The sequence below is a fragment of the Comamonas terrae genome (assembly GCF_001544075.1).
GTDB classification, from domain to species: Bacteria; Pseudomonadota; Gammaproteobacteria; order Burkholderiales; family Burkholderiaceae_C; genus Comamonas; species Comamonas terrae.
On record NZ_BCNT01000026.1, the window covers coordinates 18,072 to 42,035 of the forward strand.

Here is a 23,964-nt window from a genome sequence, read left to right on the forward strand (position 1 = left end):
GCTGCGTGCTGCTACCTGGTTGAAAACGGAGCCCATGCGCCTGGCATCATGGGCCGGCGACTGCTGCAGTGCTTCTTTGTGGGAGACCCATGTCTCCCAAAAAGTGGCACCAGCGGGCTTTGCGTGGCTGCCTGGGGGGGTTACCCTCCCACAACATTCACAAAGCTGTGGCAATCGCTTGGTTAGCGCTATCATAACTGCGCTTCCCACCTTCCAAAGACTAGGACAATCCCTTGGACAGCAGCACACCTCCACCCTCCTCGCCACGTCCCGGTGCCCGTGGCCGCTCGCCCCGTGCCAGCGGCCGCGTCACGCTCAGCGATGTGGCACAGGCCGTGGGCGTGAGCGCCATGACGGTCTCGCGCGCGCTGCGCGGCGAGCGGCGCGTGGACCCGCAGCTAGTGGAGAAGATCCAGGCCGCCGCCCAGCGCATGGGCTATGTGCCCGACCCCGCGGCCCGCGCGCTGGCCTCGCAGAAAAGCACCCAGGTGCTGGTGCTGGTGCCGCTGCTGTCCAACACCTTGTTCGTGGACCTCATCGAGTCCATCCACAAGGTGCTGTTCGCGGCCGGCTACCATGCGCTGATCGGCGTGACCCATTACGACCGCGCAGAGGAGGAGCAGCTGCTGCGCACCTATCTGCCGCTGCGTCCGGCGGGCCTGCTGCTCACGGGCTTCGACCACAGCCCTGCGGCGCGCAAACTGCTGGCCGACAGCAAGATCCCCTGTGTGCACATGATGGAGCTCAGCGCCGCAGACGAGCCTGCCCCGGGGACGGCCCAGACGCCCTGCGTGGGCTTTTCGCAGGCCGAGGCCGGCGCCGCCATCACGCGCCACCTGCTCGAGCGCGGACGCCGGCGCATCGCCTTCTGCGCGGGCCAGCTTGATGCGCGCGTGATGCAGCGCGCGGCCGGCTGGCGCGCCATGCTGGAGCAGCAAGGCCTGTACGACCCGGCGCTGGAGCTGCTGTGGCCCCAGCCGACCTCGATGGCGCTGGGCGCCGAGCTGCTGACCCAGGCGCTGCAGCGCGACCCGGCCATCGACGCCCTCTTCTTCTGCAACGACGACATCGCCCAGGGCGCGCTGCTCGAGGCGCTGCGCCGCGGCATTCCCGTGCCCGAGCGCCTGGCCATCACGGGCTTCAACGACCTGCCCGGCAGCGACCAGATGCTGCCGCCGCTGACCACGGTTCGCACGCCGCGCGGCGCCATCGGCGCCGAATCCGCACGGATGCTGCTGCAGTTGATGCGCGGCGAAACCGTGGCCACGCCGCGGCTGGATCTGGGCTACGAACTCGTGGTGCGGCACAGCAGCTAGACGCTTCTGCCATAGCTGGAAGCCATGGCGGCAGCAAACCCCACACGTCCCTACAGCAGAATCTGGCGCCCGGGAAAGGCCTTGCCCCAGATCCGCAGCTCATAGCTGCGCGCGCCGTGGATGAAATACGGGTCCTGCCCGATCAGCTCCACGGCCCGCTCGCGGCCCGCCACTTCAAAAATCCAGAGCCCGCCCATGTAGTCGCCTTCCGGCTGCAGGCGGCAGCCGCCGGCCAGCACGATTTCATCGCGGTAGCGGTCCAGAAACGCCAGATGCTCGTCCTGGAGCCGCGCACGCACCTCCAGCATCTTCGGCGTGTCGGTAAAGATGGCGATCCAGCGCATGGACGGCTTCTTCTCGTCAGCCCAAGGCCACGAATTCGCCCACCAGGCGGCCGGCCGGCGTACCGTGCTCATCGCCCAGCAGCGATGCCACGGCAATGCGCGCCTTGCCCTTGCGGGCCAGCATGCGGATGAACTGGGGCCATTGCTGCGGCTCCACCAAGGCCGAGCGGGCCTGGAAGGCTCCGGCAATCGGCTGCTCGTATTCCATGGTGTTGCGCTGTATCACCAGACGGCTGTCCAGCCCCTCGGCCCCGAGCCGCTGGTGCAGCAGGGACCAGGCCGCGAGTATGGCCAGCGCCGAGGCGCTGCCGCCGAAGACCGTGTCCCGGTGGTTGATATTGGGCGCAAGCGGCGCACGCAGCAATACACCGTCAGGTTCCGTAGACACCACCTCCACCGCCATGGCCCGAGACAGCGGAATGTGATCGTGCAGATAGCGTTCGAGCGCGCCTGCGGTCAGTGCAGCCATGCCGGCCTCCTTCTGCCCAGCGCCGCGATCACCTCGGCCGGCGCCTGCACCAGCTCGATCAGCACGCCCTCGCCCGCGATGGGGAATTCGTCGTTGCTCCTGGGGTGCAGAAAGCAGATGTCATAGCCGGCCGCGCCCTTGCGGATGCCTCCCGGCGCAAAGCGCACACCCCGGGCGGTGAGCCATTCGACGGCCCTGGGCAGGTCGTCGATCCACAGGCCGATATGGTTGAGCGGCGTGGCGTGGACGGCCGGCTTCTTGTCCATGTCCAGGGGCTGCATGATGTCCACCTCCACCTTGTGGGCGCCCGTGCCCATGGCAAGAATGTCCTCGTCCACGTTCTCGCGCTCGCTCTGGAAGGTGCCGGTCTGCGTGAGGCCCAGCATGTCCACCCACAGGCGCTTCATGCGCTGCTTGTCGGTGCCGCCGATGGCGACCTGCTGGATGCCCAGCACCTTGAAAGGACGGTTGTTCATGGATGTCTCCTGATGGTTATCTGGTTTCGATAGCTGCCGGCGCACTGCTGCCGGGCGCTGCAGCCAGTTTTGAGCGGATTTTCATACCTCGCCCAGCGCCCAGCCGCTGGCCATGGCGAAGTATTCGCGCAGCCAGGCATTGAAGCGCATGGTCGGCGGCGTGGGCGCGGCCACGGGATGGGCATCGCCCAGTCCTTGGCGTCTGACCATGGCCATCACGCGCATCAGATGGAAGTCGCTGCTGACGATGGCCATGGGTGCATCGGCACCCACGCCGCGCTCGGCCAGCAGCGGCCGGCTCAGCCGGAGGTTGAGTTCGGTGCTGGTGCTGTGCTTTTCGAGCACCAGGCGCCCGGGTTCGATGCCGTGGCGCTGCTGCAGGTAGCGGGCCATGATTTCCGCCTCCGACTCCTTCTCGCCCCAGTCGACGCCGCCGCAGACCGCGATCAGCGCTTGCGGCTGCAGCCTGGCCAGCGCCGCGGCCGTATCCAGCCGCGCGGCCAGCGGCGGGCGCGGCTCTCCGTCGAGCGTGGCGCTGCCCAGCACCACGATGGCCTGCACGGGCGGCACCTGGGCCGGCGCCAGGCCCATGCCCAGCAGGCGGCTCCAGAAAAACAGCAGGCTGGCCAGCCACAGCGCAAACAGCGCCCATCCCGCCGTCCAGAGCCGCGCATGGCCGGGGCTTGCATGGCGCCAGCGCTGCAGGGCCGCCCATTTGCAGGCGATGAGCAGGCCGGCCGTTCCCAGCATGGCCGGGACGATGACGCCCAGGTTGAAATGCCCCTTGGCCATGAGCACCAGCGCGTCGAGCAGCAGCACGGCGCCCGCCGCGGCCAGCACGCAGCGGGCGAGCCGCTCGCGCCGCGTGGCCTGTGCCGGAAAGAAGGAAAAACCGGATGCTTTCAAAGAAATAGCGGCTTGCGCAGATGGGGCAAGCTCTGGAAGGTGGTTGAAGCCTTGATTGTGCCTCGGCGCATGGCCGCCCCGGCCACAGCCGGCGCCGCCATGCCCGCAGCCATCATTCGAATTCGAGAATGATGTCGTCCACGGCCAGCGAGTCGCCCTTGGCCGCCGTGATCTTGCTGACCACGCCGTCCTGGGAGGCGAAGAGGATGTTCTCCATCTTCATGGCCTCGATGACGGCCAGCTTTTCGCCCGCCTGCACCTTCTGGCCCGGCTGCACGGCCACGTCGACCAGCAGGCCGGGCATGGGCGAGAGCAGGAACTTGGACAGGTCCGGCGGCGCCTTGTACGGCATGAGCTGGTACAGCTGGGCGCCGCGCGGCGAAAGCACCAGCGCCTCGATCTGCGTGCCGTTGTGGATCACGCGCAGGGCCAGCGGGTTCCTGGCCGTGCCGCGCTCGACCTGGGCCGTGAAGGCCTTGCCGTTGCAGGTCCCCTGCACGCACAGCGCGCGCATCGGCGTCTCGCTCTTGAATGCATAGCTCTTGCCGTTGACGGCCACGGTGCTGGCGCGGCTTTCCCTGGCGAAGTCCGACACATGCACGTCGTGGTACTGGTGCTTGCCTTCGGCGCCCAGAACGACCACGCAGTAGTCGGCCGAGACCTTGAGCTCGTGCCCCTGCATCTGGCCGCTGATGGTGGCGGCACGGCCGCGGTAGCGGCGGTTCATGTGGGCCGCCAGCGCGACCAGGAAGTCGGGGTCGCCATGGGGGACGTCCTCGGCATGGAAGCCGTGGCTGTAGTGTTCGGCGATGAAGCCGGTGTTGAAGTCGCCCGAGCGGAACTTGGGGTGGGCCAGCAGCGCGGCCTGGAACGGGATGTTGGAGCTGATGCCGCGGATCACGAAGGCGTTGAGCGCCTCGCGCATCTTGGCGATGGCATCCATGCGGTCGCTGCCGTGCACGATGAGCTTGGCGATCATCGAGTCGTAGAACATCGGGATCTCGCCGCCCTCGTACACGCCGGTGTCCACGCGCACGCCGTGCAGATGCTCGGTATCGGCCTGCCACATGGTCTGCTCGGGCGGCTGAAAGCGCACCAGGCGGCCCGTGGACGGCAGAAAGTTGCGGAACGGGTCTTCGGCGTTGATGCGGCACTCGATGGCCCAGCCGTCGCGTTTCACGTCCTCCTGCGCGATGGTCAGCTTCTCGCCGGCGGCCACGCGGATCATCTGCTCCACGAGGTCCAGGCCGGTGATGCACTCGGTCACCGGATGCTCCACCTGCAGGCGGGTGTTCATTTCGAGGAAGTAGAAGTCCTGGTCCTTGCCGACCACGAACTCCACCGTGCCCGCGCTCTGGTATTTCACGGCCTTGGCCAGGGCCACGGCCTGTTCGCCCATGGCCTTGCGGGTGGCATCGGAAATGAAGGGCGACGGCGCCTCCTCGATCACCTTCTGGTGGCGGCGCTGGATGGAGCACTCGCGCTCGTTCAGGTAGATCACATTGCCGTGGCTGTCGCCCAGGATCTGGATCTCGATGTGGCGCGGCTCCTGCACGAACTTCTCGATGAAGATGCGGTCGTCGCCAAAGCTGTTGCGCGCCTCGTTCTGGCAGCTGGCAAAGCCTTCGAAGGCTTCCTTGTCGTTGAAGGCCACGCGCAGGCCCTTGCCGCCGCCGCCGGCCGAGGCCTTGATCATCACGGGGTAGCCGATGCCCCTGGCGATCTCCACGGCCTGCTCGGGGCCGGAGATGGCGTCGTTGTAGCCTGGAATGGTGTTGACCCTGGCCTCATTGGCCAGCTTCTTGGAGGCAATCTTGTCGCCCATGGCGGCAATCGAATGGGCCTTGGGGCCGATGAAGGCGATGCCTTCGTCCTCGCAGCGCTTGGCAAAGGCCTCGTTCTCGCTCAGAAAGCCGTAGCCCGGGTGCACGGCCTGGGCGCCGGTCTGCTTGCAGGCGGCAATGATGCGCTCGGCCACCAGATAGGAGTCGCGGCTGGGTGCGGCGCCGATGTGCACGGCTTCGTCGGCCAGCTTCACATGGCGCGCATCCTTGTCGGCATCGGAATACACGGCCACAGTGGCGATGCCCATTTTGCGGGCGGTGGCGATCACGCGGCAGGCGATTTCGCCGCGGTTGGCGATGAGGATTTTTGTGAACATGGTGTAAGGAATAAAGAGCGCGTCAAGCCTTGGTGGAGGCGATCAGATCCAGCTCGACGCTGGCATTCTTGGGCAACTGGAATACGCCGACGGACGTACGGGAGTGCTGTCCCGCTTCACCGAGCACGTCCAATAGCACGGCGGAAGCGCCGTCCGACACTTCGCTTTGGAGCGTGAACGATTCGGTGCATTGCACGAAGACCGTGATGCGCAGAATGCGGCTCACCTGCTCCAGGCTGCCGAACTGGCGGCGCAGCAGCGCCAGGGCGCGCATCGCACAGATCCTGGCGGCCAGTTGCGCCTGTTCCAGCGAAACATCGGCTCCCACGCGGCCGGTGACGACGACGCCATCGCCTACGCGGGGCACCTGGCCGCTGACATAGGCGACCCCTGCATCCACGACCAAGGGCGTGTAGTTGCCGCCGATCTTGATTTCGCCATCGAATGAATAGCCCAGGCGCCGGGCCAGTTCGTCAAAACGTTGATCTGCATTCATCGCGCACGCTCCTTCAGAGCGGAATGTTTCCGTGCTTGCGCCACGGATTCTCGAGCTGCTTGTTCTTGAGCATCTCCAGCGAGCGGCAGATGCGCTTGCGTGTCTCGTGCGGCTGGATCACGTCGTCGATGAAGCCGCGCGCGCCGGCCACGAAGGGGTTTGCGAAGCGGGCCTTGTACTCGGCCTCGCGGGCGGCGAGCTTTTCGGGGTCGTTCTTGTCCTCGCGGAAGATGATCTCCACCGCGCCCTTGGCGCCCATCACGGCGATCTCGGCATAGGGCCAGGCCAGGTTCACGTCGCCGCGCAGATGCTTGGAGGCCATCACGTCATAGGCGCCGCCGTAGGCCTTGCGCGTGATGACGGTGATCTTGGGGACCGTGGCCTCGGCGTAGGCGTAGAGCAGCTTGGCGCCGTGCTTGATGATGCCGCCGTATTCCTGGCTGGTGCCGGGCATGAAGCCGGGCACGTCCACGAAGGTGACCACGGGGATGTTGAAGGCATCGCAAAAGCGCACGAAGCGCGCGGCCTTGATGGAACTCTTGATGTCCAGGCAGCCGGCCAGCACCAGGGGCTGGTTGGCCACGATGCCCACGGTCTGCCCGGCCATGCGGGCGAAGCCGATGAGGATGTTCTTGGCGTAGTCGGGCTGCAGCTCGAAGAAGTCGCCGTCGTCCACAGTCTTGAGAATCAGCTCCTTCATGTCGTAGGGCTTGTTGGGATTCTCGGGCACCAGCGTGTCCAGCGACCGATCGGCACGGTCGGCCGGATCGGTGGTCTGGCGCACGGGGGCCTTTTCGCGGTTGTTGAGCGGCAGGTAGTTGTAGAGCCGGCGCAGCATCATCAGCGCCTCCACATCGTTGTCGAAAGCCATGTCGGCCACGCCGCTCTTGGTGGTGTGGGTGATGGCGCCGCCCAGTTCCTCAGCCGTGACTTCCTCGTGCGTGACGGTCTTCACCACCTCGGGGCCGGTCACGAACATGTAGGAGCTGTCCTTGACCATGAAGATGAAGTCCGTCATGGCCGGCGAGTACACGGCACCGCCGGCGCTGGGGCCCATGATCATGGAAATCTGCGGCACCACGCCCGAGGCCAGCACGTTCTTCTGGAACACGTCCGCATAGCCGCCCAGCGATGCCACGCCTTCCTGGATGCGCGCGCCGCCCGAGTCGTTGAGGCCGATCACCGGCGCACCCACCTTCATGGCCTGGTCCATGATCTTGCAGATCTTCTCGGCATGCGTTTCGGACAGCGCGCCGCCGAAAACCGTGAAGTCCTGGCTGAACACGAAGACCAGACGGCCGTTGATCATGCCGTAACCCGTGACCACGCCGTCGCCGGGGATCTTCTGCTCGGCCATGCCGAAGTCGGTGCAGCGGTGCTCGACGAACATGTCCCATTCCTCGAACGTGCCGTCGTCCAGCAGCAGTTCGATGCGCTCGCGCGCCGTGAGCTTGCCCTTGCCGTGCTGCGCGTCGATGCGCTTTTGGCCCCCACCCAGCCTCGCGCGCTCGCGCTTGGCCTCCAGCTGCTTCAGGATGTCTTCTTGCATGCTCGTCCTCTGATGTGATCGGGTTGTCTTGTCTCTGATGCTACGTTTATATGAGCTGTCTACGCTTGCTGCGCATGGGCTGCAAGCAGATTTCTTGCCGCGGTACTGGCCGCGATGCGGCCCGCGGCCACCTCGGCCTGCAGGCCGGGCAAAAGCGCCTTGACCTGCGGATGCTGGCGAAAGGCCTGCTTGAGCCCGAAGTCGATGCGCTCCCACATCCAGGCCAGGGCCTGCTTCTCGCGGCGCAGCTGCAGGCGGCCGTTGGCCGTCTGCAGCTGCCTGAACTGGCCGACCGCGGCCCAGAAGCCTTCCACGCCCTGGCCCAGCAAGGCGCTGATCTGCAGCACGCGCGGCTGCCACAGCGCGCCGCCGGTGGCATGGTCGGGGTTGCCGTGCATGCCCAGGAGGCGCAGGCTCGAGGTGATCTGCGCCTGGGCCCGCGTGGCGGCGTTGGGGTCGATGTCCGCCTTGTTGATGACCACCAGGTCGGCCAGCTCCATCACGCCCTTCTTGATGGCCTGCAGGTCGTCGCCCGCGTTGGGCAGCTGCAGCACGCAGAACATGTCGGTCATGCCGTGCACGGCAATCTCGCTCTGGCCCACGCCCACGGTCTCGATGATGACCACGTCGTAGCCGGCGGCCTCGCAGACCAGCATGGCCTCGCGCGTCTTCTCGGCCACGCCGCCCAGCGTTCCGCTGGAGGGACTGGGGCGGATGTAGGCCTTCTCGTTGACCGAGAGCTGCTCCATGCGCGTCTTGTCGCCCAGGATGGAGCCGCCCGACACGGTGGACGAAGGATCGATGGCCAGCACGGCGACCTGGAGGCCCTGGGCGATCAGGTACAGGCCCAGCGCTTCGATGAAGGTGGACTTGCCCACGCCCGGCACGCCGCTGATGCCCAGGCGAAACGCCTTGCCCGTGTGCGGCAGCAGGGCCGTGAGCAGGCCGTCGGCCTGGTCGCGGTGGTCGGCGCGCGAGGATTCCAGCAGGGTGATGGCCTTGGCCATGGAGCGGCGCCGCACGGCGGGGCTGCCGTGCATAATGCCGTCCTGCATTTGCTCGGGTGTCATTGCTCGCGAAGGCGCTTACAGGCCGCTGGCCTTCTTGATCTGCTCCAGCACGTCCTTGGCGCTGGCCGGGATCGGCGTGCCGGGGCCATAGACGCCCTTGACGCCGGCGTTGTAGAGGAAGTCGTAGTCCTGCGCCGGGATCACGCCGCCGACGAAGACGATGATGTCGTCCGCGCCCTGCTTCTTCAGCTCCTCGATGATGGCCGGCACCAGCGTCTTGTGGCCGGCGGCCAGCGTGGACACACCCACGGCATGCACGTCGTTCTCGATGGCCTGGCGCGCGCATTCCTCGGGGGTCTGGAACAGCGGGCCCATGTCCACGTCGAAGCCCAGGTCGGCAAAGGCCGTGGCCACCACCTTGGCGCCGCGGTCGTGGCCGTCCTGGCCCAGCTTGGCGATCATCACGCGCGGGCGGCGGCCCAGCGTTTCGGATGCCGCATTGATCTCGGTCTTGAGCTTGTCCCAGCCTTCGGCCGAGTCGTAGGCGGCTGCGTACACACCGGTCACCTTTTGCGTATCGGCGCGGTGGCGGCCGAAGGCCTTTTCCAGCGCGTCGGAGACTTCACCCACCGTGGCGCGCAGGCGCACGGCCTTGATGGCCAGGTCGAGCAGGTTGCCCTGGCCACTTTCTGCTGCGGAAGTGAGAGCATCCAGCGCTTGCTCCACCTGGGCTTGATCGCGTTTTTGCTTGATATTCTTGAGGCGGGCGATCTGGCTGTCGCGCACCTTGACATTGTCCACCTCGAGGATGTCGACCGGGTCTTCCTTGGCCAGCTTGTATTTGTTGACGCCGACGATGACTTCCTTGCCAGAGTCGATGCGCGCCTGCTTTTCGGCGGCCGCGGCCTCGATCTTGAGCTTGGCCCAGCCGCTGTCCACGGCCTGGGTCATGCCGCCCATGGCATCCACTTCCTCGATGATCTTCCAGGCGGCATCGGCCATGTCCTGGGTGAGCTTTTCCATCATGTAGCTGCCGGCCCAGGGGTCGATCACATTGGTGATGTGGGTCTCTTCCTGGATGATGAGCTGGGTGTTGCGCGCAATGCGGGCCGAGAACTCGGTGGGCAGCGCGATGGCTTCATCGAGCGCGTTCGTGTGCAGGCTTTGCGTGCCGCCGAACACGGCCGCCATGGCCTCGATGGTGGTGCGCACCACGTTGTTGTACGGGTCCTGCTCGGTCAGGCTCCAGCCGCTGGTCTGGCTGTGCGTGCGCAGCATCAGGCTCTTGGGGCTCTTGGCATTGAAGCCCTTCATGATGCGGCACCACAGCAGGCGCGCGGCCCGCATCTTGGCGATCTCGAGGTAGAAGTTCATGCCCACCGCCCAGAAGAACGACAGGCGGCCCGCGAAGGCATCCACATCCATGCCCTTGGCAATCGCGGTCTTCACATACTCCTTGCCGTCGGCCAGCGTGAACGCCAGTTCCAGCGCCTGGTTGGCGCCGGCTTCCTGCATGTGGTAGCCCGAGATCGAGATCGAGTTGAACTTGGGCATGTTCCGGCTCGTGTACTCGATGATGTCGCCGATGATGCGCATCGACGGCTTGGGCGGGTAGATATAGGTGTTGCGCACCATGAACTCTTTCAGAATGTCGTTCTGAATCGTTCCGGACAGCTGGTCCTGCGCCACGCCCTGCTCCTCGGCCGCCACCACGTAGCCAGCCAGCACGGGCAGCACGGCGCCGTTCATGGTCATGGAAACGCTCACCTTGTCGAGCGGGATTTCGTTGAAGAGGATCTTCATGTCCTCCACCGAGTCGATGGCCACGCCGGCCTTGCCCACGTCGCCCGTCACCCGGGGATGGTCCGAGTCATAGCCGCGGTGCGTGGCCAGGTCGAAGGCGACCGAGACGCCCTGCCCGCCGGCGGCCAGCGCCTTGCGGTAGAAGGCATTGGACTCCTCGGCGGTCGAGAAACCCGCGTACTGGCGGATCGTCCAGGGCCGGCCTGCATACATGGTGGCCTGGGGGCCACGGATATAGGGCTCGAACCCTGGCAGCGTGTTGGTATAGGGCAGGCCTGCCAGATCCTCGGCCGTGTACAGCGGCTTGACGGTGATGCCATCCGGCGTTTCCCAGTTCAGCGCGTCCAGATTGCCACCGGGGGCCGCCTTGGCGGCGGCCTTGGCCCAGGTCTTGAGGTCTGCCTGGGCGAAATCTTCCGTCTGGCCTGCGTTGCTTGAGGTGTCTTGGCTCATGTTGTCTCTCTGCTCTCTTGCTGTGCGCTACGCGTGTTTTCCGCGATATGTTACCTTGCCGCCGAGTGTACATTATTCATAATTATGAATTCAAAATATTTCGCACTTACAATCGCGACGAGATGACAAAAACGACTTTGACACCCCGTGCGCTATACGAGCAAGTGGCCGAACAGCTACGCCAACGCATCTTTCAGCATGAGCTGGAGCCTGGCGCATGGATCGACGAGCTCAAGATTGCCGAGGAGTACGGCATCAGCCGCACGCCCCTGCGCGAGGCGCTCAAGGTTCTGGCGGCCGAAGGCCTGGTGACCATGAAGGTGCGACGTGGCGCCTATGTGACCGAGGTGTCGCCCAAGGATATTGCCGACGTCTACCGCCTCCTGAGCCTGCTGGAGGCCGATGCCGCCGCCGTGGTTGCCGAAACTGCCACCGATGCGCAGCTCGCGGCGCTGCGCAGCACGCATGAGGAACTGAGGCAGCACACGCACAATGCAGAGCGCTTTTTCGCGCTCAACGAACAGTTCCACATGCAGCTGCTGGATATCGCCGACAACCGCTGGCGCAACCAGCTGGTGGCCGACCTGCGCAAGGTCATGAAGCTCAACCGCCACAAATCGCTGTTCCGGCAGGGGCGCATCGAGGATTCCCTGGCCGAGCATGAAGCCATCATGCAGGCCCTGCTCGCACGCAGTCCGCGGGCCGCCGCCGAGGCGGTGCGTACCCATTTTCAAAATGGCCTGCTGGCCGCCACGTAACAAATAGCGCCATTGACGCCACAGCAATTGTCATGAATCGTCACGTAAGACTGCTCTGACACATCCACCATAAATACCCGGTGATATTGTGGGAAGCTATGCCATGACCGGATGTGCAATGCATCGGTCCCACAGGATATATCCCATGCCGCCCTCATTCTTCTGGAGCGAAGGCCCGAATATCGAACTGGTCCAAGGAAAATACGACCTTTGGCTGGTATTGCTGTCCTTGGGCGTCAGCTGTATTGCCTCCAACCAGGCCTTGCGCCTGGCTGCATTGGCACGCGAGGCCGTGACGCCGCAATTGCGCTTGGGAGCCATTGCCAGCGGCGGTTTGAGCCTGGGCACCGGAATATGGGCCATGCACTTTATCGGCATGCTCGCATATACGCCGCATGCCGGTATTCAATATGATTTGCGGCAGACCGTCATTTCCCTTCTTCCGGGACTGGCAGCCTCTTTCGTGGCGCTGATGCTGCTGGCCAAGTCCCGGTTGCGCAATATCGAACTGGTATTGGGGGGGGCGATTGTCGGCATCGGCATTGCGGCCATGCATTACAGCGGCATGTCCGCCATGCGCATGCATGCCACCATGCAATATGCCCCCGGACATTTCGTGCTTTCGCTGGCCATCGACATGGCACTGGCCATGCTGGCGCTCTGGATACGCTTTGGCCTCGCCGGCTCCCGCAGAAAGCTCACCCTTCATGGAAAAATCCTGGCCACTCTGGTCATGGGTGCCGCCATTGCCGGCATGCACTACACAGCCATGCTGGCTTTGCGCGTGCAGGAAATGCCGGGCGCCGAGCCCGAAGAGCCCGCCACGGAAAATCAGCTGCTTCTGGCGCTGCTGATTGCCTTGGTGAGCCTGATTGTCGGCGGCCTGATCGCGCAGACCAACGCGCACCTGCATTACCGCAGGCGCTGGCAGATCGAGGACATGAATGCCGCCCATTTGCGCGCCCTGGTGCAAATGGCTGCCGACGGCATCATCAGCATTGACACGCAAGGCAAGGTGCTCGATTACAACCCGGCCGCCGAACATATCCTGGGCTGGGCACCCGCGGAAGTGATTGGAAAAAATGTCGGCATGCTGCTGCCCGAGGCGCTTTCCGGCCAGCTTGCCGAATATCTGCAAAAGCACGAGCAGGCCCAGAACCGGGGCGCCGAGCCTTTGAGCAACAGGATCTCGGAGGTGCTCGGCCAGCACAAGAATGGCAGCCTGGTGCCCCTGCGCGTGGCGCTGAGCCAGGCTGATGCCCGGGGCCAGCGCATGTATGTGGGCATACTGACCGATCTGGGTCCCCAGAAAAGAATCGAACGCCAGTTGCGCATCGCCACCACCGTGTTCGAACACAGCTTCGAAGGCGTGGTGGTGCTCGACGCCAACCGGCGCGTGGTGACCATCAACCCGGCCTATGAGCGCATGAGCGGCCTTTCGCTCAAGACCGCCAGGAACAAGGAGTTTTCGGCTTTCTACTTCGACGCAAGCGATGAAATGGAAACCGGCATGGGCTTTCCCGAAGTCTGGTCCGAAATCGGCCGCAGCGGCCACTGGAAAGGCAGCTGGAAGCTGCTCCACAGCGGTCGCAGCCACCAGCTTTCCCTCACGGCCGTGCGTGACGAACAGCAGCGCCTGCACCACTACATCGGCATCTGCTACGAAGACATACAGCAGCTGCAGCCGGCGATCCCAGGTTAGCTGCGCTGGCTGCCCCCCTCGCCTTTGTACCTGGCAGACCAAGCCAACCGGCAAGACGAGGCCGAGTCGAACCTTCATTGTTTTCAGGTCCACGCTCGCGTGGACCTCGTTCTACTTGGCTTGTTTTGGCACTTCCTGTTTTTAGATGGCTTTATTCATTTCATGTAAGTTACATTAGAATCAATAAACCACGCATCGATTGGTGACGCCTCGGTCATGCTCCCTCCAGGTGTTGAACGCAGGCTCGGGAGAGCGGCGGGCCAGCATCCGCCCTTTTCGACCGCAAGCAGCAGTTTGCCGGCCGATTTTCTTCGCCACGCACTGCCCGCCCCGCGCAAAGCCTTGTCCATGAAAGTGTGTGCCGTTCTGGGCACAATAATGCCCTCTCCTGCAAGCCATGGCGCTCCGGTAAAAAGGACCGCGCCGCGCAGCACCGCCGCATGAAGCGATCTCCTCAAGCGCTGCGGCAGGCGCCGAAACTGAATCCATGACAGACCCCGTTACCTCTACCTTGCCCTCCTCTTCCGAGTCCAGCATGTGGCGCATGTCGGTTGCGCCGATGATGGACTGGACGGACGTTTTAGTAAGCTATTGATTTAAAAAAGAATTGCACCAGCTGAAAAATATGTGGTGCACTTATGGTGCGTCTTAGAGGAAATTTTCCTCCCCTATCTGGCCACTGGAATTGAGCGAATATCCGTCGTGTAAGCCGGCGTCTTACGCTCCTGACGCATACCCCATCCACCCGTCGACTGGGTGCTGCCAATCGAGACGACACCGCGCCCAAAGCGCTTATTGAGGCCGTCGACGACCTCCATGAGCGCGCTGCGGTCCCTTTGCGGCTGGATGATCTCGAACGACAGGCTCCCCTGCTTCTGCGTGCAGGGGGACAAGTCCAGCAGCATGACGCCAGCCTTTGCCAACCTGTAGCCGGGCTCGTAGATCCGCCGGATGGCCTGCTCCGCGACCTCGGCCAGGACGCTGGTATCGGATGAGGGCTCGACAAGCGGGACGGAGGCGCTACGGGCAAAGCGTGGATCGTCCGGCCGGAACGGGCTGGAATGGGCAAAGACATACACCATCCCCGCGCGAAGGTGCTGCGCACGTAGCTTTTCGGCCGCGCGCTGCGCAAACGTGGTGACGGCCTGGACCAGCGGCTCCAACTCGGTCACGGGCTTGCCAAAGCTACGGGTGCAGGCAATTTGCTGCTTCGCCGGCGGCTCCAGCTCCAGCTCGTGGCAGGGGGTGCCGCGCAGCTCCAGGGCCGTGCGCTCCAGCACCACGCTAAAGTTGGACCGCAGGAAGACCAAGTCGGCATCAGCGAGATCTGCGGCCGAGGTGATGCCCATGGCCTGCAGGCGCGCCCCAATGCGTCGACCGACACCCCATACCTCGCCCACGGGCGTGGCTTCGAGCAGGCCGCGCAGTTGCCCTGGCGGCAGCTCAGCGAAGTTGCAGACGTGAGAAAGCTCGGCAGGATACGAGCCAGGCTTGCGGGCGGCATCTTTGGCCACATGATTCGCCAGCTTTGCCAGCGTCTTGCTCGGAGCGATGCCGATGCACGTCGGAATACCAATCCCGCTCAAGATCCGCTGGCGGATGGCCCAGGCGCGCCTGGTCACGTCGGGCACGCCATCCAGACCGACAAAGCACTCGTCGATGCTGTAGACCTCCTGCTCCGGCCCTAGCGCAGACGCAAGCGACATCATCCGGTCGCTCATATCACCGTACAGCGGAAAGTTTGCGCTCAGCGCAACCAGGCCAGCCTGTTCGTGCAGGTGACGGATGCGAAAGTACGGCTCCCCCATCTTAATGCCGAGCGCCTTCGCCTCCTCGCTCCGCGCCACTGCGCAGCCATCATTGTTCGAGAGGACAACAACAGGCCTGCCCTTCAGGCATGGCCTGAACACCCTTTCACAGCTGACGTAGAAGTTATTGCCATCGAGCAAGGCAAACATGACGTCACCATTTTCTGAAGCGCCGAATGCTGGAGGTGACCACGCCCCAGATCTCCACGATCTGGCCGGGCTTGGGCCTGATATCCGGGTACGTGGGGTTTTCCGGCCTCAGCATGAAAATGCCGTTGCGGTGGAACAAGCGCTTGCAGGTGAATTCCCCATCAACCTCCGCGATCACGATATCGCCATGGGCTTCCTTGAGCACCTTGTCGACGACAAGCAGGTCGCCGTCATACAGGCCGGCGCCGATCATGCTGTCGCCACCCAGCTCCATCATGAACGTGGTCAGGGGATGCTTGACCAGCAGAGCGGTCAGATCCAGGCGGGTAATGACGAAATCCTCGGCCGGGCTCGGGAAGCCGGCACGCACGCGCCCCTCGACCAGCGGCAACACAAGGGACGCCACCGGCACGGGGCTGGAGAGATTCCGCAAACTACTGTACATACGCACAGTATATTCCAGCAAATGAGTGGCGCGTGATGTCTGCAGTTCGCTAGAAAAGGCCAGGTGGGGCAGCCGCCACATCCCAGCTGCTGTAAACCAGCTCGACGCGAGCCACGGCCTTGCCGCCGCCGGCCACGTTGTAGTTGATGGGCACGGCTTCGACGTGGAAGTCCGCGAACAGCTCCTGGATCTCAGGGTGATCGTTGATGCTCAGCACCGCCTTGCCCTGCAGGCCGCGCATGGCTTCCGCAATGGCCACGTACTGATCCCATTCAAACGGGACTCCGTACCCCTCCGTTTCCCAGTACGGAGGATCGAGATAAAAAAGGGTGTGCGGGCGGTCATAGCGCTTGATGCACTCCAGCCAGTCCAGCCGCTCGATGTACGCGCCATGCAGCCGCATATGGGCCGCACTCAGGTCCTCCTCAAGCCGCAGCAGGTTGACCGTGGGTGCCGGCGTAGTGGTCGCAGTACCCCAAGTCTGCCCCTGCACTTTGCCGCCGAAAGCCTGATGCTGCAGGTAGTAGAACCGTGCGGCACGCTCGATGTCTGTCAGCGTCTCCGGCCTGGTGATCTGCAGCCACTTGAAGACCTCGCGCGACGATAAGGCCCACTTAAACTGTCGGACAAATTCTTCGAGGTGCCGCTGCACGACGCGGTACAGATTGACGAGGTCTCCATTGATGTCGTTGATGACCTCCACTTCCGCCGGCGGCCTCATGAAATAAAGGGCTGCGCCGCCAGCGAACACTTCGACGTAGCACTGGTGCGCTGGAAAGCGCGGCACGATGAAATCGGCCAGGCGGCGCTTGCCACCAAGCCAGGGGACGATAGGTAATGCCATGATGGGCTCCAGGTATTGATACACTGCCCCCGCCTGTACAGGTGGACGGGGCCTTGGCTGGGCTCACAGGCTTGCTCTGTGGGACTGGCGGCAGCGTCAGTGTTCCCGCACTGTCGATGTCGCCTCGTTCTTTTTTTCAGTCGGCGTTGAGTTCCCGCTCGATCTCGACTTGCTTGTGCAGCAGCACTACTTCGTCGTCTCGTCGCGCAAGATCTGCTCGGAGTCGTGCGACCACCTCGACGCCCGCGACAAGCTGTCGGTCGAGGGTTTCAAGTCGATCTGCAAGATGGCCGCGGGCAGCGGCGTCGGCTTGGGCTTGCGCGCGGTAGGTTGCATTGCGCCGTTCGGCATCAAGCTGCAGGCGCTTAACGCGATCAAGGTCAGCGCGCAGATCAGCATCGCGCGCAGGCTGCTTTTGGGTGAAATCATCGCTGGCTTTCTGGGTACTGGCAGCGTGCTGCCGTTCTTTGTTTCCGGTTTCCCGCTCGGATTCGAGGGCTGCGCCCGCCTGGGCGACCTGTGTTCGAGCGCTTTGCTCTGCGGTGCGCCAGCCGTGGACGTGCCAGCCGGCCACAAAGGACAGGGCCAGCAGCACCACGACAGAAATTGCTTTAGCTTGCGGATTCATGAGCCTCCCAGTCAGGTAGGTCGACGGTCTGCCCGGCCAATCCATGAGAGCAATCGGCCAGGAACTGGATGCGGCCGTCTGTCACGTAGGAATGACAGCGGCTAGGGATGCCATCCGGCGTATCTGCGTCAGCCCCTTCATAGGTAGACAGCACCGAGGGCATGAAGGTGGGCGCGGTATCGCTGCCATTCCAGGACCATTGCGGGCCTGGTGGACGAATGCCGACGGCGTGAGGCCCGTCACAGCCGGGACACCAGAACATGACGGCGCTTTCGCCGTATGCCTTGAGCTTGCCCATTTCACACCCCCAGCAGCACCAGGTACTTCATGCGCCGGGACTCCAGCGGCACGGTGTTGCGCACGTGGCCGCGGTTGACCTCGTAGGCGCTCTGGCCGTAGCCCTGCCACTTCTCGCGGCTCTTGACGCTGTGCTTTTCGACGTGGCCGAACCATTGGTTCGGGTTGCAGCCTGGCGTGAGGCCGCACAGCTTGCGATCCTGCTGCAGGTGTCCCCAGCCGCCGTTGTATGCGGCATCGCACATGGCCACGCGCGTGATGTCGTCCAGGCCTGGCGTGAGCGCGGCCAGCTGCGCATCGCAGCCGCGCAGTTTGACGATGGCCGCGCGCACATTGAGATCCGCGCGCTCGTACACGTTGTCCCAGCTCAGCTCCTGCAGCGCCTTGGGCGCCATGGCCTTGACCTCGGCAATGGCGTCGAAGCGCAGCGCGCCGGCGGCCGTCCAGGCCCGCGTGAACTGGGTCAGGCCGGCCCCCTCCTCCCGCGCGGTCTTGAGCCTGGCCGTGGTGCTCCAGCACATCGAGCTGGACAGCGAGGGGCAGCTCTCCTGCTCGATCAGCGCGCCCAGGTAGCTGCGCCGCGGCATGTCGGGCCATTGGCGCTCGATCTCGCCCACGACCATCGGCGCCATGGCCCGGGCACGCTGTAGGCCCGCAGGCTCCGCGGCCTGGGCGAACTGCGTCATGCTGGCCCACACGATGGCAAGTACCATCGCGCCGCGCAGCACGCACAGGGCCAGGAAGGCCAGGCCGGCACCGATGGGATGCTCCTGGGCCTTGAGCCATGCATCGCGGCCGTGGGCATAGTCGGCCATGGCTTTGCTGGCCGATAGCGCGATGGCCACGCCCACCGACGTCCACGACAGCCACAGCAGCCGCACCACCGGCTCACGCCAGCCGTCGGGGCCGAACGCATTGAGCACGATCACCACGATGGGCAGCACCAGGACTGCCCACCACCGCCAACGCTTGATTGGATTCATCTCTCTCTCCTTTTCTTCGGACACAAAAAAGCCCGCCTGTGTTGCCACGGGCGGGCGGGGTTAAAAACGATTAGGCCTAGACCTCGGTGGTCACATACGGCAGGTTCGGGGCCAGCTCCACGATCTCGCCGTTGCGCACGAACACGGCCTGGTCAGCCGGTGCATTGACGGGGTTGGCGACCAGGCTGCGTGCACCGCCGGGAAACTCCACCTGGGCCTGGCTGCCGACGATGGCCTTGACCGTGGCGAACAGCTTCACGGGCGGCTGCTGGAGCGCCTGCAGGCGCAGATACAAATTGACTGGGATCATTGGTAGCGGTCCACGACAAGGGTTTGCGAAACTTCTGGCGCCTTTTCCTGCACGGTGATGTTGCGCACCAGGCCGCGCCAGGTCTCGCCGGGCTCCTCGACCTTGAGCAAGTAGCCAGGCAGGATCAGCCCGGGCGTCGTGCCGCCCGTGATCAGCGGCACAGTGATCTCCTGCCGCCAGCGCAAAGCGGTATCTGCCAGGGGTATGGAGCCGCGGGCACGCACGGCCGCCACGTCGGTCATGAGAGGGTCCGAGATCTGCGTGGCCAGCAATTCCCCCTGGGTGCCCGTGCGGCGCACAAAGCCCACCAAGCCGCCGGCGGCGGTGCCGGTCACATAGACGCCATTGCGCAGATCCTGCTCGAGATCTGTCAGCGAGTCCTCGAGGATGATCTGCCCCGGCATCTGCACATCCGGCACGGCCGCGGCCCAGTCCCAGGGCATGGCCGCATACTGGGGCACGACCTGCAGCGCTGCGTCGGTGCGATGGCTGCGCACGCCAGCGCCCGCGGCCTCTGCCAGGCGCTTGACGACTGTCAGCGGCGTGCCCTCGTGCGACCAGGCCGCGGCCGGCACGAGCCAATCAGGCGCAGTCCAGCTCAGCGAAACACCCGTGAACTGCAACGCATCGAGCGCAATCTGCTGGGCGGACATGGCGCTGCCGATGCTCCACTGCTGCGGCCTGCGGTAAGGCGCTCCGAGCAGCGATGTCACGCTCTGGCCGGATACCCGGGCATGCCAGCCCGACGCGCTACGCGAGCGCACAGGCCTTTTCACGGCAAAGACCCACTCGATCCCATTGATGGACACCTTGATATGCCTGGGCAACCCTGCCTGGTACGCCAGCTGGTCCACCAGGTGAACGGGGCCGCTGGCAGACAGCGTCCAGCCAAAGCCGTCGTCGCCCGACTCGATGCGCACATCGGACAGGAGCACGCGCTCGCCCGTAGGCAGCAGCACGGCATCGATCTCATAGACGAGCATATAGACCCTCAGAAGCGGTATCACGTACTGCCCGCCCGGCTCCGGCGGCCGAGACTTGCAGCAGAAAAAAACAAGGTCTGCCGAGGCAGACCATGGTTTGCAGAAAAGCAGCTCTATCGGACCCCCGACCAGCTGCTGCCAGCAGTGCTCGGGATCTGGCGGTCTCGGCGGCGTTATCGCGGATCGGCCCGCCGGCGGACGCATGGCCTTCTGGTAGCGTGCCTGGTGTGCCAGATATAGGGGCCGGGCCGGGCCGGCGCCGAAGCGCATCCCCAGCTGCAGGCCCATAGCGTCCTGAGCATCGACGTGCATCAGCACGCGCCTGTCGCGCAGGGTCTCCTCAAAGCGAACGGCCACGGCTGCATGGGCACGCCGGGCGTCTTCGGCCCGCGCCTGCATGGCCATGCGGGCGCGGACACCGTCCTGCCAGTGCACACGATGCGCGCCCGTGGCATTGCGCTGGGCCTGCTGATACTGCACCTTCACGGCCTGGCCCCGCGGCTGCGCCTCTTGCCACGCAAGCCCGGTGTGCGAGCGCAGTGGCTGCGCATCCTGTGCCGCTGCAGCCCACCCGGCAGGAAGCACAGAAGACTTTTGCCAGCGGGAGATCCAGCCTGTCTCGATAGCTGCCGCCTGCTGCGCCACGGACTGCACGCGCGCCACCATGGGCCGGGGCGTGTTGGTGTTGTAGCGGATGGTCGATGCACTGCGCAGCCCGGGCATGCGCGCGGAGGCGACCATGCCCTTGCCCACATGGGCAGCCACACGGCCGCGCAGGCCCGGCATGCGAGCAGCGACCAGCAGGTGCGCATCGGGCACGCCAGGCGAGCCGCCGTCGTCGCCAAATACAAGATCGACGGGATTGCCGGACTTGTATGGCCGCGAGAAGACGAGGTCGACCGATGCCATATCAGTAGATCAGCGTCTCGCCCAGGATGACCAGACCGCCTGCATAGAGCTGCGTGCCGCTGGTGCCCAGCAGACGAAATACGCCGGCGCCGGCCTCGTCCGTCACATCGCCCCGGGCGACCATGCGCCCGTCGCTTGTGCCCCAGACGCCATATACGGCAACCCCGCTGGCCAGGATCAATTCGCCGGCCTGGGCCTGGGTGAGCTGCAGATAGCCGGCCTCGGTAATGGTCCCGCAGGGCCTGGTGAGGGTGAGCGTGGCCAGCAGCTGCTCGGCGGCGTCGTATAGCTTGACCGTGGAAGCGCCAGGGCCGGAGTCGGCAAAGACCTGCGTCGCCTGCAGGCGCACCAGGGCGTGGGCGGCCGAGATCTCGAATTCGGGCAGGGCGCTCATGCAATCACCTCGGCGCGCTGGTTGTTGGCGATTGCGGAGTACTCCTGCAGTTCGTGGTCCCAGGCGATCACATCCCACTCATAGCGCGTGGAAATGTCCCGGAACTCATAGGAGCCATCCGCCTTGCTCCACGTCTCTCGCGCGAGATAGCCGTCGACGGATCGGTGCAGGCGCACGCGCCGGCTCAGGGGCACGTTCGTCGGCGTGTTTTTGCGCGCGACGGTGCCATAGATGCGCCCCTGGCCGCCGCACTCTGCGTCGAGCAGCTTGGCAGTGCGATGGCGAGCCATGTTCTGCAGGCCCTGGGGTAGCGGACTTGTTTCGCTGAGCAACCGCAGCGAAGTGTCGGACTGCATGGCCCTCTTGCGTGTCACTCTCGGATCGCCAGAGACCGCGATTGCTTCTGCGGCAGTCAGCTCGCGGCTGAAAACCGCAAATGCACTGAGCAACGAACCGGCAGGCAAGCCATAGTTCCCATTGCGCGACCCGACATGCACCGATGTTGTGTTGTAGGCGGGTCGACCAGTACCGCCTGTATCGCGCCCAAGGTCCGGGATGCCGTCGATATACACACGCCGTACTCCCGTCGCGCCGACAGTAAAAACGACGCGGTGAGTCTGGCCATCTCCAACAATGGTGTTTGTTACCGTCAGACCGCCAAAGGACCCGTAATTGGCAAGACACAGCAACTGGCCCGGTACAGCGCCCACCGTGGAGTTCTCGGGACCGGCCGTCTGTATGCTCCAGCCGCGGTTGTCATTACCGTGCTCTGCAATTACAAGATTGGCGCCCGTGGACGTTGCGATGTCAAAGACGACCGAGAATGCCCCCGCGTCCATTGTCCCGGCAGGAATGGAGATCAGCCCCGTGGCTGCCGGGTCAAATGCTCCGTTTGTACCCTCAGTAATGCGCTGGCTTTTGATCACACCGCCTGCCCGGGTGCCGTTGCGTGTACCGACCAGGTCAGGTTGCGTTGTGCTGGGGTCGTCCAGCGCCCAGGCGCCCACCGGAGTCGCGTCGAGTATGCTCTGCAGCAGAAGTGTGTTGCGAAACCAAGCTCCGCCAGAGACGATCTCTGGCCAGATGTTGTATGTGCCGCCTCCCGGCATCTGGACGGCGATGCGCGCTGGCACCAGCTGGCCACCGAAATACCACTGGTCGACATTGCTGGATGCAACGTCGATCTGTATCCAGAAACCAGGTGCCCGAACATCGGCCGCAGCCCAGCGGCAGCCAGTTGCCGGGTCGCCGTCGACAAGATTGCCAACGCTGCCGGCCATAGGCGCCAAGCTGCAAGTAAGCACCGCTCCAGCATCCACGCGCACGCCTTGTGCCCAGAGTTGCAGATCGTTTAGATCGAGATCGCCGTCGCGGGCATCAATGCCGCAGAGCCGATAGACAGGCATCTCAAGACCTCCAGGGACCTGTCACGTCAAGAAATGCCACCCCCTGATTGGTAGAGGCAGCGCCGATGGTGACGCTCAACAACACCTTGCCCGTAAATGCCCCCTGGCCTTTCTGCAAGGCTACATCCCAACCCAGACCAGCCAATACCGCCATCTGGGGGCAATGCAGTATCCCCGGGGCAATGCCACGGGGTGGAGCAGAGGCATCAGGACCATCCCCAAGCAAAACGGGCGATAGATGCAGTCCGTTGTCTACTGCGGACGGGAAATAGCCCAGGTAGCTGTCGCTACCAGAAATGCTCGCAAGGGTGCCGAAAATTTTTCGCGCTACCTGCACCGCAGCACCGAGCCCATGAGACGCGCGCTTGAGCGTAAATCCTACGGACCCCGCTGCGCAAAACAAGCATCCGACGGTGCTGTTGTAGCTAGCATTAGCCGCTCCGGTCAGCATGGCGCACCATGCATCTCCGCTGCGGTAGCTGATCAAGTCGCCCATGTACTGCGAAATGAGTGCATAGCCGTTATTGGTTGCCGGAGTCGACGCTGCGTTGGTTGAGATCAAGCAATACACCCCGCGCGAGTCGCCAGCCAACACCCAATATGCGCTGGTCGCGCCGCTGCTGCGCTTGCTCCAGTAGTACCCACCCGCCACACTCTGCGGCGAGGGGGCTGTGCCGTTGTCCACGTCCGTCATGGACTCGTACATCTGCACGCGCGCATACAACGCGTTTGTGTCGTCCACGCGGTAATAGGTGCGGGTCGATGCGGGGTCGGTCTGGCGGTAGACGGCCACATTGGTCTTCGAGAAGACCTTTTCCCAGCCCAGGGGCGCCATCTTGAAACTGATGGAGCCCGACACCGGACCATCGGGCAGATTCGTCTTGAACTCCACCCAGGTGTTGCTGACGGCCGTGACTTTCTGCTCTCCGTTGAGGCCGGACGGCGTGGCGCCGCTCACCAGAATGACCGTTTCAGCCTCGGCTGCGCTCTTGCCACTGGCGAAGGACATGCGGCACACGCCGCCGCTGATGACGGCACTGTCCACGGCTTTGATGCCCCAGCCGGTGACAAGAAATGCATCCAGGGCAGAAATCAGGGAGCCTGCCATGCCGGCGATTGTGGGAGCGCCGGCCATGCTGGAATATGCGTGCTTGACGCTGGTGTCTACGATGGATGCCATGTTTTATCTCCAATGAAATCAGGGGCGGTCGACGTCGCCGCGGGCCAGCAGCGCGAAGCTGTGCTGGATGCCGGTCTCGGGGCCGGGCTGGACGGTGCGCACGACCCACACGGGGAAGATGGCGCCGACGGTGTTGATGCGCAGGATGTTTCCGGGTATCCAGCCGGTGCCCCACCCCAGCGCA

The 23,964-nt window shown here is 64.4% G+C and carries 23 protein-coding genes; 3 read left to right on the forward strand and 20 right to left on the reverse strand.

From position 1 onward, the window contains the following. Positions 1-233 precede the first annotated feature (233 nt). On the forward strand, positions 234-1,316 hold the full coding sequence (gntR, locus tag Cte04_RS20880) for an HTH-type transcriptional regulator GntR (protein WP_066483733.1): 1,083 nt from the start codon (positions 234-236) through the stop codon (positions 1,314-1,316). Positions 1,317-1,366: 50 nt separating this feature from the next. Here the strand turns inward: gntR and Cte04_RS20885 are convergent, their stop codons facing one another. From Cte04_RS20885 to scpA, 9 genes are all read right to left on the reverse strand, one after another. Beyond that, positions 1,367-1,660, reverse strand: coding sequence for a YciI family protein (locus tag Cte04_RS20885; protein ID WP_066483739.1), 294 nt, complete (start codon positions 1,658-1,660; stop codon positions 1,367-1,369). Between the two features lie 16 nt (positions 1,661-1,676). After that, positions 1,677-2,129, reverse strand: a complete 453-nt coding sequence (locus tag Cte04_RS20890; RefSeq protein WP_066483740.1) for a YiiD C-terminal domain-containing protein — start codon at positions 2,127-2,129, stop codon at positions 1,677-1,679. Further along, entirely contained in the window at positions 2,117-2,605 is a 489-nt protein-coding gene (locus Cte04_RS20895) for a VOC family protein (protein ID WP_066483742.1), read from the reverse strand. Before Cte04_RS20895 ends, Cte04_RS20890 begins: the two co-directional genes overlap by 13 nt. Before the next feature lie 81 nt (positions 2,606-2,686). Beyond that, complete coding sequence (locus Cte04_RS20900; protein ID WP_083526792.1) at positions 2,687-3,397, reverse strand: YdcF family protein; 711 nt, start codon at positions 3,395-3,397, stop codon at positions 2,687-2,689. Between the two features lie 226 nt (positions 3,398-3,623). Beyond that, a complete protein-coding gene (locus tag Cte04_RS20905; protein ID WP_066483744.1) occupies positions 3,624-5,672 on the reverse strand; it encodes an acetyl-CoA carboxylase biotin carboxylase subunit in 2,049 nt (682 codons plus the stop codon). Positions 5,673-5,694: 22 nt separating this feature from the next. Then, a complete protein-coding gene (locus Cte04_RS20910) occupies positions 5,695-6,168 on the reverse strand; it encodes a RidA family protein (RefSeq protein WP_066483747.1) in 474 nt (157 codons plus the stop codon). A 13-nt stretch (positions 6,169-6,181) separates the two neighbouring features. Continuing rightward, a complete protein-coding gene (locus Cte04_RS20915) occupies positions 6,182-7,717 on the reverse strand; it encodes an acyl-CoA carboxylase subunit beta (protein WP_066483751.1) in 1,536 nt (511 codons plus the stop codon). Positions 7,718-7,776: 59 nt separating this feature from the next. Then, the gene (gene meaB, locus Cte04_RS20920) at positions 7,777-8,787 is read right to left on the reverse strand and encodes a methylmalonyl Co-A mutase-associated GTPase MeaB (RefSeq protein WP_066483753.1); all 1,011 of its coding nucleotides are present in this window, start codon (positions 8,785-8,787) and stop codon (positions 7,777-7,779) included. Positions 8,788-8,802: 15 nt separating this feature from the next. Then, on the reverse strand, positions 8,803-10,983 hold the full coding sequence (scpA, locus tag Cte04_RS20925; protein ID WP_066483755.1) for a methylmalonyl-CoA mutase: 2,181 nt from the start codon (positions 10,981-10,983) through the stop codon (positions 8,803-8,805). A gap of 122 nt (positions 10,984-11,105) precedes the next feature. On the opposite strand from scpA, the gene Cte04_RS20930 reads away from it, so the two are divergent. Together Cte04_RS20930 and Cte04_RS20935 are read left to right on the forward strand one after the other, a co-directional pair. Continuing rightward, positions 11,106-11,741 carry a GntR family transcriptional regulator gene (locus tag Cte04_RS20930; protein ID WP_066483757.1) on the forward strand — a complete coding sequence of 212 codons (636 nt, stop codon included), beginning with the start codon at positions 11,106-11,108 and terminating at the stop codon, positions 11,739-11,741. Positions 11,742-11,886: 145 nt separating this feature from the next. Then, positions 11,887-13,443: an MHYT domain-containing protein gene (locus Cte04_RS20935; protein ID WP_066483758.1), complete on the forward strand. Its 1,557-nt coding sequence runs from the start codon at positions 11,887-11,889 to the stop codon at positions 13,441-13,443. A 668-nt stretch (positions 13,444-14,111) separates the two neighbouring features. Here Cte04_RS20935 and Cte04_RS20940 read toward each other — a convergent pair. The 11 genes from Cte04_RS20940 to Cte04_RS20985 all read right to left on the reverse strand — a co-directional run bounded on the left by Cte04_RS20940 (position 14,112) and on the right by Cte04_RS20985 (position 23,780). After that, a complete protein-coding gene (locus tag Cte04_RS20940; protein WP_066483759.1) occupies positions 14,112-15,401 on the reverse strand; it encodes a Y-family DNA polymerase in 1,290 nt (429 codons plus the stop codon). Between the two features lie 4 nt (positions 15,402-15,405). After that, a complete protein-coding gene (locus Cte04_RS20945; RefSeq protein WP_370671042.1) occupies positions 15,406-15,927 on the reverse strand; it encodes a LexA family protein in 522 nt (173 codons plus the stop codon). Next, on the reverse strand, positions 15,896-16,690 hold the full coding sequence (locus tag Cte04_RS20950; protein ID WP_066483784.1) for a DNA adenine methylase: 795 nt from the start codon (positions 16,688-16,690) through the stop codon (positions 15,896-15,898). Before Cte04_RS20950 ends, Cte04_RS20945 begins: the two co-directional genes overlap by 32 nt. A gap of 136 nt (positions 16,691-16,826) precedes the next feature. After that, positions 16,827-17,318: a hypothetical protein gene (locus Cte04_RS20955; protein ID WP_157082220.1), complete on the reverse strand. Its 492-nt coding sequence runs from the start codon at positions 17,316-17,318 to the stop codon at positions 16,827-16,829. Continuing rightward, entirely contained in the window at positions 17,302-17,616 is a 315-nt protein-coding gene (locus Cte04_RS22095; RefSeq protein WP_083526789.1) for a ubiquitination-like system serine protease family protein, read from the reverse strand. Before Cte04_RS22095 ends, Cte04_RS20955 begins: the two co-directional genes overlap by 17 nt. Before the next feature lies 1 nt (position 17,617). Beyond that, positions 17,618-18,598, reverse strand: a complete 981-nt coding sequence (locus Cte04_RS20960; RefSeq protein ID WP_066483763.1) for a lysozyme family protein — start codon at positions 18,596-18,598, stop codon at positions 17,618-17,620. 76 nt (positions 18,599-18,674) lie between these two features. After that, complete coding sequence (locus Cte04_RS20965) at positions 18,675-18,908, reverse strand: hypothetical protein (protein ID WP_157082222.1); 234 nt, start codon at positions 18,906-18,908, stop codon at positions 18,675-18,677. Further along, positions 18,905-20,800, reverse strand: coding sequence for a hypothetical protein (locus tag Cte04_RS20970; RefSeq protein WP_066483773.1), 1,896 nt, complete (start codon positions 20,798-20,800; stop codon positions 18,905-18,907). Before Cte04_RS20970 ends, Cte04_RS20965 begins: the two co-directional genes overlap by 4 nt. Before the next feature lies 1 nt (position 20,801). After that, complete coding sequence (locus tag Cte04_RS20975; RefSeq protein ID WP_066483774.1) at positions 20,802-21,194, reverse strand: hypothetical protein; 393 nt, start codon at positions 21,192-21,194, stop codon at positions 20,802-20,804. Then, a complete protein-coding gene (locus Cte04_RS20980) occupies positions 21,191-22,600 on the reverse strand; it encodes a LamG-like jellyroll fold domain-containing protein (RefSeq protein ID WP_066483776.1) in 1,410 nt (469 codons plus the stop codon). Before Cte04_RS20980 ends, Cte04_RS20975 begins: the two co-directional genes overlap by 4 nt. 1 nt (position 22,601) lies before the next feature. Next, positions 22,602-23,780 (reverse strand): hypothetical protein, encoded by a 1,179-nt coding sequence (locus Cte04_RS20985; RefSeq protein WP_066483778.1) that lies wholly within the window; start codon positions 23,778-23,780, stop codon positions 22,602-22,604. Between the last annotated feature and the right edge of the window lie 184 nt (positions 23,781-23,964).